We start from the raw sequence: 17975 nt of genomic DNA, 5'->3' as shown, positions 1-17975 counted from the left end.
CTGAGGCCGTTATGGACTTTTCCCGTTTTTTTATCGACCGGCCGATCTTTGCGGCGGTGTTATCGATTCTGATCTTTGTCACCGGGCTGATCTCCATTCCGCTGCTGCCGATCAGTGAATATCCCGATGTGGTGCCGCCCAGCGTGCAGGTGCGGGCCGAATATCCGGGCGCGAACCCGAAAGTGATCGCTGATTCGGTGGCAACGCCACTGGAAGAGGCGATCAACGGCGTCGAAAACATGATGTACATGAAGTCGGTGGCCGGTTCTGACGGCGTGCTGGTGACCACCGTCACCTTCCGCCCTGGTACCGATCCCGACCAGGCTCAGGTGCAGGTGCAGAACCGCGTGGCGCAGGCGGAAGCGCGGCTGCCGGAAGATGTGCGTCGGCTGGGTATCACTACCCAGAAAATGTCACCGACCCTGACGCTGGTGGTGCACATGTTCTCACCCAACAACACCTACGATTCGCTCTATCTGCGTAACTACGCCACCCTGAAGGTGAAAGATGAGCTGGCGCGTCTGCCGGGTGTCGGCCAGATTCAGATTTTCGGTGCCGGTGAGTATGCGATGCGCGTCTGGCTCGATCCGAATAAAGTGGCGGCGCGTGGCTTAACCGCCGCTGATGTCGTCAGCGCGATGCAGGAGCAGAACGTGCAGGTTTCTGCTGGTCAGCTGGGTGCCGAGCCGCTGAAGAAGCAGAGCGATTTTCTGCTGTCGATCAACACCCAGGGACGGCTGGAGAGCGAACAGCAGTTTGGCGACATCATCTTAAAGACCTCTGAAGATGGCTCGCTGGTGCGGCTGCGCGACGTGGCGCGGATCGAAATGGGCTCCGGCAGCTATGCCCTGCGCTCGCAGCTGAATAACAAAGATGCGGTCGGTATCGGCATCTTCCAGGCGCCTGGCGCTAACGCCATTGACCTCTCCAACGCGGTGCGGGCCAAAATGGATGAGCTGGCGACCCGCTTCCCTAACGACGTGAAATGGGCGGCACCTTACGATCCGACCGTCTTCGTGCGTGACTCGATCAAGGCGGTGGTGCAGACCCTGCTGGAAGCGGTGGTGCTGGTCGTACTGGTGGTGATCCTGTTCCTGCAAACCTGGCGCGCCTCGATTATCCCGTTGCTGGCGGTGCCGGTTTCGGTGGTTGGCACCTTTAGCGTGCTCTATCTGCTCGGCTTCTCGCTGAATACCCTTAGCCTGTTTGGTCTGGTGCTGGCCATCGGGATTGTGGTGGATGACGCCATCGTGGTGGTGGAAAACGTCGAGCGTAACATTGAGATGGGGCTGACGCCGCGGGCGGCGGCGCATCAGGCGATGCGAGAGGTCTCCGGGCCGATCATCGCCATCGCGCTGGTGCTGTGTGCGGTGTTTGTGCCGATGGCGTTTTTGTCAGGCGTGACCGGACAGTTCTACAAGCAGTTCGCCACGACCATCGCCATTTCAACGGTAATCTCAGCGATTAACTCGCTGACGCTGTCACCGGCGCTGGCGGCGATGCTGCTGAAAGATCATCATGCGGCCAAAGATCTGCCGACCCGGATTATCGACCGGCTGTTTGGCTGGCTGTTCCGGCCGTTTAACCGCTTCTTCCAGCGCAGTGCCCACGGCTATGAAACCCTGGTCGGTAAAACCCTGCGTCGGCGCGGTGCGGTATTTGGCGTCTATGTGCTGCTGCTGGCGGGTGCCGGTTTCATGTTTCACAGCGTGCCGGGCGGCTTTATTCCGACCCAGGATAAGCTCTACCTGATCGGCGGCGTTAAGATGCCGGAAGGCTCATCACTGGCGCGCACCGATGAAGTGATTCGTAAGATGAGCGAAATCGGCATGCAAACCGAAGGCGTGGCGTATGCGGTGGCGTTTCCAGGCCTGAATGCGTTGCAGTTTACCAACACCCCGAATAGCGGCACGGTATTCTTTGGCCTGAAACCGTTCAATCAACGCACCCACACCGCAGCGGAGATCAACGCCGAGATCAATGCCAAAATCGCCCGGATTCAGCAGGGCTTCGGCTTCTCGATCATGCCGCCGCCGATTCTGGGACTGGGTCAGGGTTCGGGCTATTCGCTCTATGTTCAGGACCGCGCGGGCCTCGGCTATGGTGCGCTGCAGACCGCCATCAACACCATGTCGGGTGCCATTATGCAGACACCGGGAATGCACTTCCCTATCTCCTCATATCAGGCGAACGTTCCGCAGCTGGATGTGCAGGTTGACCGGGATAAAGCCAAAGCACAGGGCGTGTCGCTGACCGATCTGTTCAGCACTCTGCAGACCTATCTCGGTTCGTCTTACGTTAATGACTTCAACCGTTTTGGTCGCACCTGGCGCGTGATGGCTCAGGCTGACGGTGATTTCCGCGACAGCGTGGAAGATATCGCCAATCTGCGGACCCGTAACGATCGCGGCGAGATGGTGCCGATTGGCAGCATGGTGACCATTTCGACCACTTACGGACCCGATCCGGTGATTCGCTACAATGGCTATCCTGCCGCCGACCTGATTGGCGATGCCGATCCCCGGGTGCTCTCATCAGCCCAGGCGATGACTCAGCTGGAAACGATGTCCGGTCAGCTGTTACCCAACGGTATGAACATCGAATGGACCGATCTGAGTTATCAGCAATCGACTCAGGGCAATACTGCGCTGATTGTGTTCCCGATGGCGGTGTTGCTGGCTTTCCTGGTGCTGGCCGCGCTGTATGAGAGCTGGACCCTGCCGCTGGCGGTGATCCTGATTGTGCCGATGACCATGCTCTCTGCGCTGGTAGGCGTCTGGCTGACCGGCGGCGATAACAACGTGTTTGTGCAGGTCGGACTGGTGGTGCTGATGGGGCTGGCCTGTAAGAACGCGATTCTGATCGTTGAGTTCGCCCGCGAACTGGAAATGCAGGGCAAAGGGATTGTCGAGGCGGCGCTGGAAGCCTGTCGCCTGCGTCTGCGTCCAATCGTGATGACCTCCATCGCCTTTATTGCCGGGACAATTCCGCTGATTCTTGGCGAAGGTGCAGGTGCAGAAGTCCGCGGCGTGACCGGCATTACGGTGTTCTCCGGCATGCTCGGTGTGACGCTGTTCGGGCTGTTCCTGACGCCGGTGTTCTACGTCACCTTACGTAAGCTGGTGACGCGGAAAGCGAGCAAAGCCGCGTTACAGACGGTATAAACTGCAAAAGGGCGACCGCGGGGTCGCCCTTTTTTTGGCTGTCGTTGCGAGCCACTGAATCTGCTCTCGCGGCTGCTGAAGATGGCAGATATGATAATTCGCCGTTATTCATCGCCGTGTTGAGCCGGAGATTGACACTAAAAAGCCCGCCAGGGCGGGCTTCAGACACCGGTTCACTGCCATGCGCTTTGCGGGCAACAACGGCGTTAAGTATGGATTTCGATTTGCGCTTTGCGTCCCAGTTGGGCCAGCGCCAGTTCCACTTTTTCGACTTTTGACGAGTGTTCAACATCCAGCAGGCGATCAACCTGAGGGCCATTCACGCCCAGTCGACGTGCCAGATCGGCTTTTCGGGTTCCTGTTTCGATCATGGCGTTATATAAGGCGGCTTTCATCGCCACCAGCACCGGCAGATAAACCACATATTCGCCCGGCTGCGGTTCGCTGGCTGACGGGATGGGACGGCGCATATCCATTTCAAGCGAGATTGCGGTGACAATTCCATCTTCCGCTTCTAACAGCGCGCCATCAATCGTGTCGCCTACCGAATGCATTAACGGTAAATCCCGGCATGACACTTCATAACAGCCACTTTGTGCATCATGGTTTAATCTGACTGCGTAATTAAACATACCCTTACCTCATCAATCTCAGGATTACAGCCCCAGATCCTTTAAAATTTTTTTGCGGGTTCCCTCGGGCATTTCCTTTGCACCGTGATCGGGAAAAACAGACTGCCTTGCGCCCAAAAACACTTTGAAATGGCTGCTTCCGCTACGGTGCTTTATTAAAATGGCGCCCTGTTGTAACAGCCAGCGCCGAAATTCACTGTATTTCATCGCGATCCCTCGCTTCAGTTCAACCGTCACTCATCATAACAACAGTGATGCCTTACACAACATTTATGTTTACTTTGTCTGTTTTTCAATCATAAATGAACGAAATAAATGATTTTGCAGGCATAAAAAAAGCCGCATCAGCGGCCTTTTTTACACAGATCATCAATCTCATCCGGCTCCGGTTCCGGAACCGCGGTGCAGTTGCTGGTGTCGCGTTTCTTCAGCTCATTAAGCGCATCTGCGACGGTGCGTTTCGCCAGCACGTCCAGCGACGCCTGCTCGGCTTCATCGGCAATCGATTTGAAGTACCAGCAGAGATTGGCGCTGACCAGGCAACGTGGCGCGACATCGGGACGCGCCGCCCAGATTTTTTTGTCTTCGATGACCGAGACGTAGATATCCCGCAGGGTAATCTCTGCTGCAGGGCGACCCAGATGGATCGAACCGGTACGGCCCAGCGTCGAGACGATGATGCCGTCACGGGTCAGCGGGACCATTAATTTTCGAATGAAACTGGGATTCGCTTCCAGCCCGTAGGCCAGAATCGCGCTGGTAGAGCGTTTTCCCATTTGCTCCGCCATCGCTACGCTCAGAACCATTTGCAAAGCTGTCGGGAAGCGGTAATCAAGCATTTCTTTATCCTGAGTTGCGGTGCATCTTATTGTTTTATTGCCGCATAAGTGAACAATCAATGAGCAATAAATATAACAAACACTGTTGCTTTTTAGAAGCAAGCCAGCGGTGACAAGGCACGTATTCACCAAAGCCGGCAGCCTGATAGCACAAGGTGCTTAGCCTGCTAACAGCCCGCGTCATCGGCGTTCCGTGCGGTCAGCCCGTCAGGCGATGTCGGCTGGCGCGGCGGGCAACCGGTGTTTCAGTATCATCACCAACACCACGTTAAAGATTGCTAACCCGCAAAGCAACCACAGTGTTGCTGAACCACCCATCCTTTCAAATACATAGCCGCCGATCAACGGCGTCAGCGCCTGTCCCATCAACGCCGGGCGGGCCATCCGGCCCACCACAATCGCATAAGACTCTGGTTTGACCATCGCCAGCGGTAAAGTTCCGCGCACAATGGCACGTAAACCATTCCCTGCGCCGTAAAGCACCATGCTCAGCAGCGCCATCTGCGGTGCCAGCGCCAGCAACAGCAAGCCAAGCGCCACCAGGCCGACCGAGAAAAAAGTGGTGCGGATCGGGTGGCTGCGCTTAAAGGCGATATCCACAATTCGCGCCCCCACCTGACAGGGCCCCAGCACCGCGCTGATCGCCAGCGCCGAGGTCAGCGTGTGGCCGCTGGCCTGCAACAGGGTAATCAGCTGCACGGAAATGGCGGTCATGATCACCGATGCCAGGGTGAAGATAGCGCACAGCAGCCAGAACAAACCGGGGGCAATCTCCGTGGAAGACGATTGCGGTGTCCGGGCGTTAACCGGCTTTACCGCCCGCGTTGCCGGTAAGGCATACAGATACGCTGGCAGCACGCAGAGCGTTAACAGCCCGGCAATCGCCAGACAGGCACCCCGCCAGCCGAGGGCGTGAATCAACAGTGCCGTCCCCGGCCACACCAGGGTGGTACAGAAGCCGGAGATCAGGGTGATGCCGGTAATTGCCGCGCGCGCCTGAGCGCCATAGTAGGTGCCGAGGGTAGCAAACAGCGCATCATACAGCCCCATCGCCATCCCGATGCCAATAATCACCCAGGCGAACAGCAACAGCGGCAGATGATAGCTGAACGCCATCATCACCAGCCCCAGCGCCATCACCGCCCCACTCATCGCCAGCAGCAGGCGGCCACCGGTGCGGGCAATAATCCGGCCACTGAGCGGTGCCAGCAGTCCCGACACCAGAATGCCGGTCGACAGCGCACCATAAATCCACTGTTGCGACCAGCCGGTTTCTGCTGCTATCGGGTTTGCCATTACCGCCATCAGATAGAACGAACCGCCCCACGACAGGATCTGTATCGCGCCGAGCGTAATAATGGCGGCGACGCCGGGTTTTTTGGTCTGGTTCACGTCAGCTATCCGTTAGCGGGCAAACCATTTTTATAACATGTTCTGAGATAAGGAAAAATGGATGCCGCGGTTTAAGCCTGCTTACGCCCGGATGGCGGCACGGTTGTTAACGGTATAACTAACAGTATGTTGTAACTATTATCACTATTGCGTCCATCCGCCGCTTCTGCCACATTATGGACGTTGTAACTATGGAGGCTCAACATGGCGCGCTACGACTTAGTGTCAGATATGCATCAATGCGTAAACGATTTAGAGCAGGCGCTGGGCGAGTTGCGCCAGCAGATTGAGGCCCAGCCGCTGCTGATTGCCCGGGTATTCAGCCTGCCGCCGATAGTGAAAGGCCGTGAGCATGAGGCGATTACTCAAATCACAGTGGAGCAGCATCTGGGGCAGCACGCCTTAACGCTGGCGCTGAACCACTACTGCCGTCTGTTCATGCAGCATCAGTCGGAGCAGCTCAGCACCAAGGCGGCGGTCCGTCTGCCGGGTGCGCTATGCATTGAGTGTGATGAGCAGCGTGAGGCGGAGATCAGCGCGCTGGTCGACAGCATCAATCAGCTTAAAGCGCGACTGGAGCAGCTGATTACGGTTGAGTCCGGCTTGCCAGCCGAGGCACGGTTCGAATTTGTCCATCAGCATCTGCGTGGGCTGATCACCCTGAATGCCTATCGCACTATCACCCTGCTCAGCGCACCCGACAGCCTGCGTTTTGGCTGGGCGAATAAGCACATCATCAAAAATATGCAGCGTGAAGAGGTGATCGCTCAGCTGGAAAAAAGCCTGAAGGCGGGTCGGGCGCAGGCGCCGTGGTCACGCGAACAGTGGGCAGAAAAAGTGCAGGAGGAGTTAGCCAGCGTGCGCGCCCTGCCCGCCTCGGCCAGGCTGAAGATTAAGCGCCCGGTCAAAGTCCAGCCGGTGGCGCGGGTCTGGCGTGCCGATCAGAAAAAGCAGACGCAGCTGGCCTGTCCGTCGCCGATTCTGGTGATCTGCCACGACCGCAGCCAGGTGCCGGTGCTGGGTGAACTGCTGAATTACGATGCCGATAACATTACCTATCGCCATAAGCTAGCCGCCGAGCCGCTTAACCTGCTGATCCCGCGGCTGCATCTGTGGGTCGACTGCCCGATTTAAGGCATAAAAAAGGCCAGCACGCGCTGGCCTTTTTACAGCAGATGTACAGCAGAAGGCTTACGACTTCATGCTGCCAACCATCTCTTCCGGACGCACCCAGGCGTCAAACTGCTCTTCGGTCAGATAGCCCAGCTTCAGCGCCGCGCCTTTCAGCGTCAGCCCCTCTTTATGGGCTTTCTTGGCGATTTCGGCCGCTTTGTCATAACCGATATGGGTATTCAGCGCCGTCACCAGCATCAGTGACTCATTCAGCAGCTGTTCGATACGCTCGCGAACCGGTTCAATGCCAATCGCGCAGTGATGATTGAAGCTATCCATCCCATCCGCCAGCAGACGAATCGACTGCAGGAAGTTATGGATCACCATCGGACGGAACACGTTCAGCTCGAAGTTACCGGACGCGCCGCCCATGTTGATGGCCACGTCGTTGCCCATCACCTGACAGCAGAGCATGGTCATCGCTTCACACTGGGTCGGGTTGACTTTACCCGGCATGATCGAGCTGCCAGGTTCGTTTTCCGGAATGGCGATTTCACCAATGCCGCAGCGCGGACCGGAGGAGAGCCAGCGCACGTCGTTGGCGATTTTCATCAGCGAGGCCGCCAGCCCTTTCAGCGCGCCGTGAGCATGCACCAGCGCATCACAGGTTGCCAGCGCTTCAAACTTATTCGGTGCGGTAACAAACGGTTGCTGAGTCAGGTCGGCCAGCGCTTTCGCCACCCGGACCGCATACTCCGGATGGGTGTTCAGGCCGGTGCCGACGGCAGTGCCGCCCAGCGCCAGTTCCGCCACGTGCGGAATGCTCTGCTCGATGTGCTTCAGATTATGTTCGAGCATCGCCACCCAGCCGGAAATCTCCTGGCCGAGCGTCAGCGGCGTGGCGTCCTGCAGGTGAGTACGGCCAATTTTGACGATATCTTTGAACGCCTCTGACTTCTCGCTCAGGGTCTTTTTTAACACCTGAATCTGCGGGATCAGCTGCTCGCGCAGGGCGATGACCGCGGCCACGTGCATCGCGGTCGGGAAGACGTCATTCGAACTCTGGCTCTTGTTAACATCATCATTCGGATGGACCAGGCGCGACATGCCCCGCTCACCGCCCAGAATTTCGCTGGCGCGGTTGGCCAGCACTTCATTCATGTTCATGTTGGTCTGGGTGCCGGACCCGGTCTGCCAGATGGCTAACGGGAACTCGTCGCTGTGCTTATCGGCCAGCACTTCATCCGCCGCGTTAATGATCGCTTCGGCGCGATCGGCCGGCAGCAGCCCCAGATCGCGGTTAACCGCAGCAGCGGCGCGTTTGGTCAGCGCCAGCGCGTGAACCAGCGCGGTCGGCATTTTTTCTGTTGAGATGCGGAAGTGTTCCAGCGAGCGCTGCGTTTGCGCGCCCCACAGTTTATCAGCCGGTACATCAATGGGGCCCATTGAATCTTTCTCAATGCGGTTGGCTGCCATGAATACGTCTCCTTCGCTCTGTTTGAAGTGAATGCCCGCCCAGCGCATCGTCCTGTGGGCGACATTCGGGCGGGCAAGATAATGACATACAATAATTTAACATTATGAGAGCTTAGCGTCCTTTTGCACTTGATATGTATTTTCCCTGGCACTTTCTGCTTTAATAGCGCCAATAACATCCCGTGATGAAGGGTTATATGATGCAAAAAATGAACAATTCGCTGCAGAATTACGCGTGGGGTAGCAAAACAGCCTTAACCGAACTGTACGGCATTGCCAATCCGCAGGGGTTACCGATGGCCGAGCTGTGGATGGGGGCGCATCCGAAGAGTCCGTCTACCGTTGACGACCAGGGGAGTTCGCGCTCGCTGCGCGAGGTGATTGACGCCAACCCGACCGCCACCCTCGGCGATGCGGTGGCACAACGCTTCGGTGAACTGCCTTTCCTGTTCAAAGTGCTGTGCGCCGAGCAGCCGCTGTCGATTCAGGTACATCCCAGCAAAAGCGCCGCGGAAGCCGGTTTTGCGCGTGAAAATGCCGCCGGCATTCCGCTGGACGCCGCCGAACGCAACTATAAAGATGCCAACCATAAACCCGAGCTGGTCTATGCCCTGACGCCCTTCCAGGCGATGAACGGTTTCCGCCCGCTGACCGAAATGGTTTCGCTGCTTGAGCCGGTGGCCGGTGCCCATCCGCAGATTGCCCATTTCCTGCAGCATCCCGATCGGGACAATCTGGCGACCCTGTTTTCCACCCTGCTGTCGCTGGACGGTGAAGCCAAATCGCTGGCGCTGGGGATACTGAAATCGGTGTCCGGCCACCAGCAGGGCGAACCCTGGCAGACTATCAGCGTGATCGCCGCCAACTACCCGGACGACAGCGGTCTGTTTTCACCGCTGCTGCTCAACGTGATTACCCTGCAGCCGGGCGAAGCGATGTTCCTCTATGCTGAAACGCCGCACGCCTACCTGAAAGGCGTGGCGCTGGAAGTGATGGCGAACTCCGATAACGTGCTGCGGGCCGGCTTAACGCCGAAATATATCGATATCCCGGAACTGATGGCCAACCTCAAATTTGACGAGAAGCCCGCCAGTGCGCTGCTGACGCAGCCGGAGCAGCATGGCAGCAGCCTGCACTTTCCGATTCCGGTCGACGATTTCGCCTTTGCGATCCATACCCTGAGCGCGCAGCCGCAGACGCTGGATCAGCAGAGCGCGGCGCTGTTGTTCTGCATCGGAGGACAGGCGGTGGTGGCGAAGGACCAGCAGCAGCTGACGCTGCAACCGGGCGAATCCTGTTTTGTTGCCGCCAGCGAAACGCCGGTAACGGTCGCCGGAACCGGCCGGTTAGCACGGGTATTTAACCAGTTAGGGTGATACGGCTGACGGATCTGCGGTTAACTGCTATTATTTCAACCTATTAGCTTTTAAAACGCCCGCGGGCGTTTTTTCTTCAGTCGTCGGGGCTAACCTGCGGCGTAAGCGGACTCAAGGATAAGGACGAATCAGCAATGAAAAAGACCAACGTTGCCGTGGGCGTGATCATCGCGCTGGGCGTAATCTGGACCGGCGCGGCATGGTTCACCGGCAAGCAGCTTGAAAATCACATGGACCAGCTGGTGCAGAACGCCAATACCCAGCTGAATGCTTATGCCCCGAACAGCCGACTGAAGATCAGCTATCAGGATTATCAGCGCGGCGTTTTCAGCAGCAAAGCCAACCTGGTGATTCAGGCCAGCTCGCAGACGGAAGATAACGCCCTGCTGAAGCCGGGTCAGAGCGTGATCCTGAACGAAACCATCGATCACGGCCCGTTCCCGTTTGCGCAGCTGAAGCATTTCAATCTGATCCCGAGCATGGCCTCGGTGCACAGTGAACTGGCCAACACCGATGCGGTGAAGAAGCTGTTTGAACTGACGCAAAACAAATCGCTGATCAATGCCGATACCCGCATTGGCTACAGCGGCGCGACCGATACCGCACTGCGTATTCTGCCGATCGACTATCAGAATGCACAGAGCGGCGAGCGTCTGGCGACCAATGGCGGCACGCTTAACGTCAGCGCCGACAATAAAGGCGATAAAGTCTCGCTGGAAAGTGACGTTGATAGCCTGGCGCTGACCAGCAAAAATGAGATGGGTCAGCCGGTGCTGTTCACCGTCAATGGCCTGAAGCTCAACGGCAATACCCATCTGAGTCCGGAAGGCGTGCGGGTCGGCGATCAGTCGATCGATGTTGAGAAGGTCAACGCCAGCATTAACGGTCAGGATGCGCTGACGCTGCACAAGATGAAGGGTTCCTCTTCGTTCGACAACAGTGCCGGTAAGATCGGCGGCAACATTGATTACAAGGTTGATAGCGTTCAGCTGCAGAAACAGGATTTCGGTCAGGCTGCGCTGAAAATGAAGCTGTCGCAGTTCGATGCGCAGGCGGTGAAAGCTTTCTCCGATCGCTACAACGCCCAGATGCAGGATCTCACCAGCCAGAAAGGCCTGGCGGACGATCCGATTCGCTACCAGGCGGGCGTCAACGCCATCCTGATGAGCAACCTGCCGGTTCTGCTGAAAGGATCGCCTTCGATCAGCATCGCCCCGCTGAGCTGGAAGAATGATAAAGGTGAAAGCACCTTTAATCTGACCGCCAACTTTAACGATCCCGCTACCGTGACCGGCGAACCGCAAACGCTGAACGCGATGGTTGACCGGGTGCTGAAAACGCTGGATGCGAAACTGATCATCAACATGCCGATGGCGACCGAAACCATGCACAAAGTGGGTCTGGCAGAAGGTTATCAGGCCGATGATGCACAGAAGCTGGCCGATCAGCAGGTTAAAGGTCTGGCGGCGATGGGACAGATGTTCCGTCTGACCCAGCAGCAGGATAACAACATCGTCACCAGCCTGCAGTACGCTAACGGCCAGGTGAATATGAACGGCGACAAGATGACGCTGGAGCAGTTTATGTCTCGCTATATGCTGGGTATGCCGACCAGTGAAGGCATGCCGCAGTAACGGCTGACCGGTGATAAAAAGGCGACGCCAGGGTTAACGCTGGCGTCGCCTTTTTTTATGCTGAGCCGCGAATAATCAGCTGCGGCGGCATAATCACATTCTGCCGTGCGGCATCCGGTTGCGCCAGCCGTTGCAGGATACGTTCTGCCGCCACGCGGCCAATCTCGCGCGCCGAACTGGTGACAACCGTCAGCGGCGGATCGGTCAGCTCAGCCTGCGGTTCGTCGCCAAATCCCATCAGCGCCAGCTGTTGTCCATAGTAGCTGTCGACCGCGCCGCGGGCGAACGTCCGACCGGTGCGCAGCAGGCCAAAATAACAGCCCAGCGCGGTGGTGGCATTGTAGGCCAGTATCGCCGTCAGTCGCGGATGCTGTTGCAGCAGCAGGACCGCCGCCTCGGCCGCCTCTTTTTGCGTATTACCGCACTCAATAATCCACTCGGGCCGGAACGGCAAGCCATATTGCAGCAGCGTGGCGCAGTAGCCGCCAAGACGTTCTGCCCGGGTTAACGAAGCGCTATGGCCACCCAGCCAGGCGATGCGCTGATGCCCCTGGCGGATCAGATATTCGGTGGCAAGACGCGCCGCCTGAGCGTTATCCGGCCGGATCGCATCCACCTGTTCCAGACTGCTGGCACGCGCGGCGCAGACCAGCGCAATGTTCAGCTCACGGGCACGGGCCACTATTCTGTCAGCCTTATCCGCCCCGCCGCCCAGCACCACGCCGTCCACCCCCTGCGCCACCAGCGACTCAAAGCAGCGCTCCAGCTGCTGGCCCTGACGCCCGCTCTGGGTCAGAAACAGCAATTTGCCCTGCTTTTCCAGCGCCTCACTGAGCCCGGCGGTCATTTCCGCGTAAAACGGCTGGCTGAGATCGCGGACGATCAGTCCAATCACCCCGCTTTCACCGCCGCGCAGCATGGTCGCAGAGCGGTTGCGCACAAAGCCCAGTTGCTCAATGGTCTGGTTAACCCGCGCCATGGTTTCAGCAGAAATCCGCCCTTTGCCGGAGAGCACCAGAGAGACGGTGGTGACCGAAACGCCTGCAGCGGCGGCCACATCATGGATGGTAATTCTGCTCATGCGGATATTTGCCCGAATAAAAATGCCAGAATAATTGATAAAACGTTACACCTTAAAGCGGAAAAATAATATCAGCCCTCGCCGGAAGAGTGTGATTCAGCGCGCAAATCACCCTGATAAAACGTTTTATCATCTGTTCACTTTTTCACTGTGACTCACTGCCGCCGGAGCCATCATGCCCGCACCTCAACAAAAAATGTCTGTCTGGGAGTTTTTCCAGAGCCTGGGGAAAACCTTTATGCTGCCGGTTGCCCTGCTCTCATTCTGCGGCATCATGCTGGGTATCGGCAGTTCGCTGAGCAGCCATGATGTTTTGACGCTGTTACCGCTGCTCGATCAGCCGTGGCTGCAGTATCTGTTTCTGTGGATGGCGAAACTTGGCTCCTTCGCCTTTAGTTATTTGCCGGTGATGTTTGCCGTGGCGATCCCACTTGGCATGGCGCGTGAAAACAAAGGCGTGGCGGCGTTTGCCGGCTTTGTTGGCTATGCGGTGCTTAACCTCAGTATCAACTTCTGGCTCAATATCAATGGCATTCTGCCTACCACCGATGCCGCCGTGCTGAAAGCCAACAACGTCCAGTCGATACTCGGTATTCCGTCGATTGATACCGGCATTCTGGGTGCGGTGATTGTTGGCATTGTGGTGTTCTGGCTGCATGAGCGTTTTCATAACATCCGGCTACCCGATGCGCTGGCTTTCTTTGGCGGCACCCGCTTTGTGCCGATCATTACCACGCTGGTGATCGGCATGCTGGGGCTGGTAGTCCCGTTGATCTGGCCTTTCTTCGCACGCGGCATTACCGGACTCGGCTGGATGATCAACAGCGCCGGCGATTTCGGACCGATGATCTTTGGCACCGGTGAGCGTTTACTGCTGCCGTTTGGCCTGCAGCATATTCTGGTGGCGATCATGCGTTTTACCGATGCGGGCGGCACGCTTGAGGTGTGCGGCAAAAGCGTCAGCGGCGCTCTGACCATCTTCCAGGCGCAGCTGGCCTGCCCGGAAACCCATGGCTTTGCCGAAAGCGCCACCCGCTTCCTGTCGCAGGGCAAAATGCCCTCCTTCCTCGGTGGCCTGCCTGGCGCTGCGCTGGCTATCTATCACTGCGCCCGTCCGGAAAATCGCCATAAAATTAAAGGATTATTGATTTCCGGCGTGGTGGCCTGTGTGGTTGGCGGCACCACCGAACCGATTGAGTTCCTGTTTTTATTCGTCGCGCCGTTCCTCTATCTGATCCATGCGCTGTTAACCGGCATCGGCTTTAGCCTGATGGCGATACTGGGCGTGACCATCGGCAACACCGACGGCAACGTTATCGACTTCGTGGTGTTTGGCGTGCTGCATGGACTGTCGACCAAATGGTATTGGGTGCCGGTGGTGGCGGCGATCTGGTTTGCCGGTTACTACCTGATCTTTCGTTTTGCCATCCTGCACTTCAATATCAAAACGCCGGGCCGCGAAGTGGAACGTGCCAGCGCACTGGCGCAGCAGGTCAGCAATGCCGGTAAAGGCAAGTCAGGCTACAACTCACCGGCCATTCTGGCGGCGCTGGGCGGGGTGGAAAATATCACCTCGCTGGATAACTGCCTGACGCGCCTGCGTCTGACCATCGCCGACATGAGCAAGGTCAACGATGCGGCGCTGAAAGCCAACGGCGCAATCGGCGTGGTGCACCTTAACCAGACCAGCCTGCAGGTGGTGATTGGGCCCCAGGTGCAGTCGGTGAAAGACGAACTGTCGACGCTGATGAACGTCACCGCTTAACCTACCGGGAGCCGAAATGTTTAATTTTGATCAGGTTATCGATCGCCGTGGCAGCTGGTCGACCCAGTGGGATTTTGTCGCCGATCGCTTTGGCGTGCCCGATCTGCTGCCATTCACTATCTCCGATATGGATTTCAAAACCGCGCCGGTGGTGCTCGACGCGCTGCGTCAGCGTCTCGATCACGGCGTGTTCGGCTACAGCCGCTGGCAGCATGATGAATTCCTGTCGGCCTGCTGCCACTGGATGGCCAGCCGGTTCGGCTATCAGCCGTTGCCCGATTCACTGGTTTATGGGCCTTCGGTGATCTACATGGTGGCGCAGATGATCCGGCACTGGAGCGAGGTGGGCGATGAAGTGCTGATCCACACGCCGGCCTACGATGCATTTTACAAAACCGTGCACGGCAACCAGCGACAGGTGCTGGAAATGCCGTTGCAGCAGGTGGGCCAGCAGTGGCACTGTGATATGTCGGCGCTGGCGGCGAAGCTGGCGCGTCCGTGCTGCAAAATCCTGCTGCTGTGTAGCCCGCACAATCCCACCGGCAAAGTCTGGACGGCAGCCGAACTGCAGCAGATGGCTGAACTGTGCGAGCGTCATCACGTTCGGGTGATCAGTGATGAGATCCATATGGATATGATGGTCGGCGATCGGCCACATACGCCGTGGGCCCGGGTGGCGGGTGGCGACTGGGCGCTGTTTACCTCGGCATCGAAAAGCTTCAACCTGCCGGGGCTGACCGGTGCCTGGGGCATTATTCCGCAGCCAGCCGATCGGGCGGCCTGGTTTCAGGCGCTTAAGAACGCCGACGGACTCTCCTCACCGGCGGTGCTCGCGGTTGCCGCGCACATCGCCGCTTACCGGCACGGCGCGCCGTGGCTTGATGCGCTGCGTGACTATCTGACAGGTAACCTGATGCGGGTGGCCGACCGGCTTAACGCCGCCTTCCCGCAGCTTGACTGGCAGCCGCCTCAGGCGACCTATCTCGCCTGGATCGATCTTAATCCGCTCGGCATCGCCGAACAGACGTTGCAGCAGGCGCTGATTCAGCAGCGCGTGGCGATTATGCCCGGTTCAACCTACGGCAGCGCCGGCCAGGGTTTCCTGCGCCTCAACGTGGGCTGTCCGCGCAGCAAGGTCGAAGACGGCGTCAGCCGGCTGATTGCCGCGATTCACGCCTCGTCCGCCTGACAAAGCGATTTGCGCGCCATACCGGCCGGTTGTGAGTAATTAAACAGCATCCGGGCCGGTTGTTGCGCAAATAGCTGGCGCTGTTGCGCAAGATATTTTTATAATGTTATGCACTTTAGTTACCACTGAGCGAGTGCACCATGATCGATACTACCCTTCCTCTTACCGATATTCATCGCCATCTCGATGGCAACATCCGTGCACAAACCATTCTTGATCTGGGTCGCCAGTTTAACCTTGCCCTGCCCGCCACCACGCTGGACACGCTGCGTCCGCACGTGCAGGTGGGCGACAACGAGCCTGACCTGGTAAGCTTCCTGCAAAAACTCGACTGGGGCGTGAAGGTGCTGGGCGACCTCGAAGCCTGCCGCCGTATTGCGCTGGAAAATGTTGAAGATGCGGCTCGTGCCGGCATTCACTATGCGGAACTGCGCTTCTCGCCGGGCTATATGGCGATGACCCATCATCTGCCGATTGCTGGTGTGGTCGAAGCGGTGATTGATGGCGTCAGAGCCGGTTGCCAGCAGCACAATATCGACGTGCGCCTGATTGGCATCATGAGCCGGACCTTCGGCGAAGAAGCCTGCCTGGCCGAGCTGGATGGCCTGCTGGCGCATCGCGATCACATCACCGCCGTCGATCTGGCGGGCGATGAACTGGGCTTCCCCGGCAGCGAGTTCCTCAGCCACTTTACCCAGGCACGCGATGCCGGTTTCCGGGTGACGGTGCACGCTGGTGAAGCAGCCGGCCCGGAGAGCATCTGGCAGGCGATTCGTGAGCTGGGTGCCGAGCGTATCGGCCACGGTGTGAAGGCGATTGAAGATCGGGCGCTGATGGATTTCCTCGCAGAGCACCACATCGGGATTGAATCCTGCCTGACCTCCAACATTCAGACCAGCACCGTGGCGTCACTGGCGCAGCATCCACTGAAGGCCTTCCTTGAGCACGGCATTCTGGCGACGATCAACACAGATGATCCGGCGGTTCAGGGCATTGAGCTGGCGCATGAGTATCACCATGCCGCACCGGCTGCCGGTCTTAGCGCGGCGCAGATCCGTCAGGCGCAGGAAAATGGTCTGACGATTGCGTTTCTCAGCGACGCCGAGAAAGCCGCAGTCCGCGCCCGCGTGCAGTAAGGCTGTAGCTTCAGAGAAAACAAACGGGCCGGATAACCGGCCCGTTTTGCATCTGACAGTTAATCAGGCGATCAGCCGCGCTTCAGCGACAGCGTCTGGCGTTTCTCGGCCGATTGCAGTCCGAGCTCAATCAGCTCCATCACCTGAATCGCCTCTTCTGCCGTCACCGGGTTACTGCCGCGACCGGCAATCGCATCACGAATGCCCGCATAGTAAGCCGGATAGTTACCCGGCTGCGTCAACTGGCTGGTTTCGGTCAGTGAATCGCCGTCGACCAGCGTCAGGGTGCCGTCACGCATGTCGTAACCCCAATCTTCCTGCGGCGGGAAATCACCGGATTTAAGGCGATCTTCCTGTGGATCGAGACCATATTTGACGTAGCTGCCGCGGGTGCCGTGCACGGTGTAACGCGGTGACTCGGCCGCTACCAGCATGCTGGCGTGCAGCACCACGCGGCGCTGTGGATAGGTCAGCGTCGCGTGGAAGTAGTCGGTGGTTTGCGCGCCCGGCCGCATCTCGGCCAGATCAACGTTAATCGCCACCGGCGGGCCAAACAGCTGCAGCGCCTGATCCAGCAGATGCGGTCCCAGGTCATACCAGATACCGCTACCGGCGCCTTTCATTTCACGCCAGCGCTGACGCACTTCCAGACGGAAGCGGTCAAAGTGCGACTCGAAATAGCGGACCTCGCCCAGCGTACCGGCGTCGATCAACGATTTCAGCGTCAGGAAATCACTGTCCCAGCGGCGGTTATGGAACACCGATAACAACAGCCCTTTCGCCCTGGCTAAGGCATCCAGCTCGCGCGCCTGTGACAACGTCACGGTAAACGGCTTATCGACCACCACATGCTTACCGGCATTCAGCGCCGCTTTGGCCAGCGGAAAGTGGGTATCGTTGGGGGTAGGAATAACAATCAATTGCAGAGACGGGTCGTCCAGCAGCGCCTGAGGATCGGCCACTACCTGAACGGCAGGCCAGTCGGCGTGGACTTTGCTGGCATCGCTACTGGAAATAGCGGCCAGCTCAACGTCCGGGGTGCCCGCAATCAGCGGGGCATGAAACGTTTTGCTGGCAAAACCGTAACCGATCAGGCCAACACGCAGTTTATCGCTCATTTTAATTCCTCATGGAGTCTATCCCGCCAGGCGTAATTTTGCAGACAGTCTGGGCCAGAA

Annotated in this window: 14 protein-coding genes; 7 read left to right on the top strand and 7 right to left on the bottom strand. The window is 58.0% G+C overall.

The genetic code is table 11. The features are described 5' to 3' along the window. Positions 1–11: 11 nt before the first annotated feature. Positions 12–3164 carry a multidrug efflux RND transporter permease subunit OqxB gene (gene oqxB / locus AC6I8I_RS08975; RefSeq protein WP_497819966.1) on the top strand — a complete coding sequence of 1051 codons (3153 nt, stop codon included), beginning with the start codon at positions 12–14 and terminating at the stop codon, positions 3162–3164. Between the two features lie 206 nt (positions 3165–3370). Here the strand turns inward: oqxB and AC6I8I_RS08970 are convergent, their stop codons facing one another. From AC6I8I_RS08970 to AC6I8I_RS08955, 4 genes are all read right to left on the bottom strand, one after another. After that, a complete protein-coding gene (locus tag AC6I8I_RS08970) occupies positions 3371–3796 on the bottom strand; it encodes a type II toxin-antitoxin system HicB family antitoxin (protein ID WP_031377623.1) in 426 nt (141 codons plus the stop codon). A 24-nt stretch (positions 3797–3820) separates the two neighbouring features. Then, positions 3821–4003, bottom strand: a complete 183-nt coding sequence (locus AC6I8I_RS08965; protein WP_031377622.1) for a type II toxin-antitoxin system HicA family toxin — start codon at positions 4001–4003, stop codon at positions 3821–3823. A 137-nt stretch (positions 4004–4140) separates the two neighbouring features. Further along, the gene (locus AC6I8I_RS08960) at positions 4141–4635 is read right to left on the bottom strand and encodes an RrF2 family transcriptional regulator (protein WP_031377621.1); all 495 of its coding nucleotides are present in this window, start codon (positions 4633–4635) and stop codon (positions 4141–4143) included. A 207-nt stretch (positions 4636–4842) separates the two neighbouring features. After that, complete coding sequence (locus AC6I8I_RS08955; protein ID WP_497828572.1) at positions 4843–6027, bottom strand: MFS transporter; 1185 nt, start codon at positions 6025–6027, stop codon at positions 4843–4845. Between the two features lie 204 nt (positions 6028–6231). Here AC6I8I_RS08955 and tus point away from each other — a divergent pair, with 204 nt between their 5' ends. Beyond that, on the top strand, positions 6232–7161 hold the full coding sequence (gene tus, locus AC6I8I_RS08950) for a DNA replication terminus site-binding protein (RefSeq protein WP_497828571.1): 930 nt from the start codon (positions 6232–6234) through the stop codon (positions 7159–7161). A gap of 57 nt (positions 7162–7218) precedes the next feature. Here tus and fumC read toward each other — a convergent pair whose 3' ends face one another. Continuing rightward, complete coding sequence (gene fumC / locus AC6I8I_RS08945) at positions 7219–8616, bottom strand: class II fumarate hydratase (protein WP_312056159.1); 1398 nt, start codon at positions 8614–8616, stop codon at positions 7219–7221. A gap of 200 nt (positions 8617–8816) precedes the next feature. On the opposite strand from fumC, the gene manA reads away from it, so the two are divergent. Beyond that, a complete protein-coding gene (manA, locus tag AC6I8I_RS08940) occupies positions 8817–9992 on the top strand; it encodes a mannose-6-phosphate isomerase (protein ID WP_497828646.1) in 1176 nt (391 codons plus the stop codon). A 134-nt stretch (positions 9993–10126) separates the two neighbouring features. Further along, a complete protein-coding gene (locus tag AC6I8I_RS08935; RefSeq protein WP_497819962.1) occupies positions 10127–11626 on the top strand; it encodes a YdgA family protein in 1500 nt (499 codons plus the stop codon). Positions 11627–11681: 55 nt separating this feature from the next. Here the strand turns inward: AC6I8I_RS08935 and malI are convergent, their stop codons facing one another. After that, positions 11682–12707 (bottom strand): Mal regulon transcriptional regulator MalI, encoded by a 1026-nt coding sequence (gene malI, locus AC6I8I_RS08930; RefSeq protein ID WP_409456006.1) that lies wholly within the window; start codon positions 12705–12707, stop codon positions 11682–11684. 175 nt (positions 12708–12882) lie between these two features. Between malI and malX the strand changes: the two genes are divergently transcribed. The 3 genes from malX (at position 12883) to add (ending at position 16797) form a co-directional block, all read left to right on the top strand. Continuing rightward, entirely contained in the window at positions 12883–14472 is a 1590-nt protein-coding gene (malX, locus tag AC6I8I_RS08925; protein ID WP_497828570.1) for a maltose/glucose-specific PTS transporter subunit IIBC, read from the top strand. Positions 14473–14488: 16 nt separating this feature from the next. Next, positions 14489–15661: a MalY/PatB family protein gene (locus tag AC6I8I_RS08920; protein ID WP_497828569.1), complete on the top strand. Its 1173-nt coding sequence runs from the start codon at positions 14489–14491 to the stop codon at positions 15659–15661. Positions 15662–15801: 140 nt separating this feature from the next. Continuing rightward, on the top strand, positions 15802–16797 hold the full coding sequence (add, locus tag AC6I8I_RS08915; protein WP_312056163.1) for an adenosine deaminase: 996 nt from the start codon (positions 15802–15804) through the stop codon (positions 16795–16797). A 71-nt stretch (positions 16798–16868) separates the two neighbouring features. On the opposite strand, the gene AC6I8I_RS08910 is transcribed toward add, so the two are convergent. Then, entirely contained in the window at positions 16869–17915 is a 1047-nt protein-coding gene (locus tag AC6I8I_RS08910) for an oxidoreductase (RefSeq protein WP_312056164.1), read from the bottom strand. Between the last annotated feature and the right edge of the window lie 60 nt (positions 17916–17975).

It is taken from the genome of Pantoea sp. X-Soil-YNGN-775 (assembly GCF_059730575.1).
The sequence above is the reverse complement of the archived record's forward strand: the minus strand, read 5'-3'. Positions and strand labels throughout refer to the sequence as shown.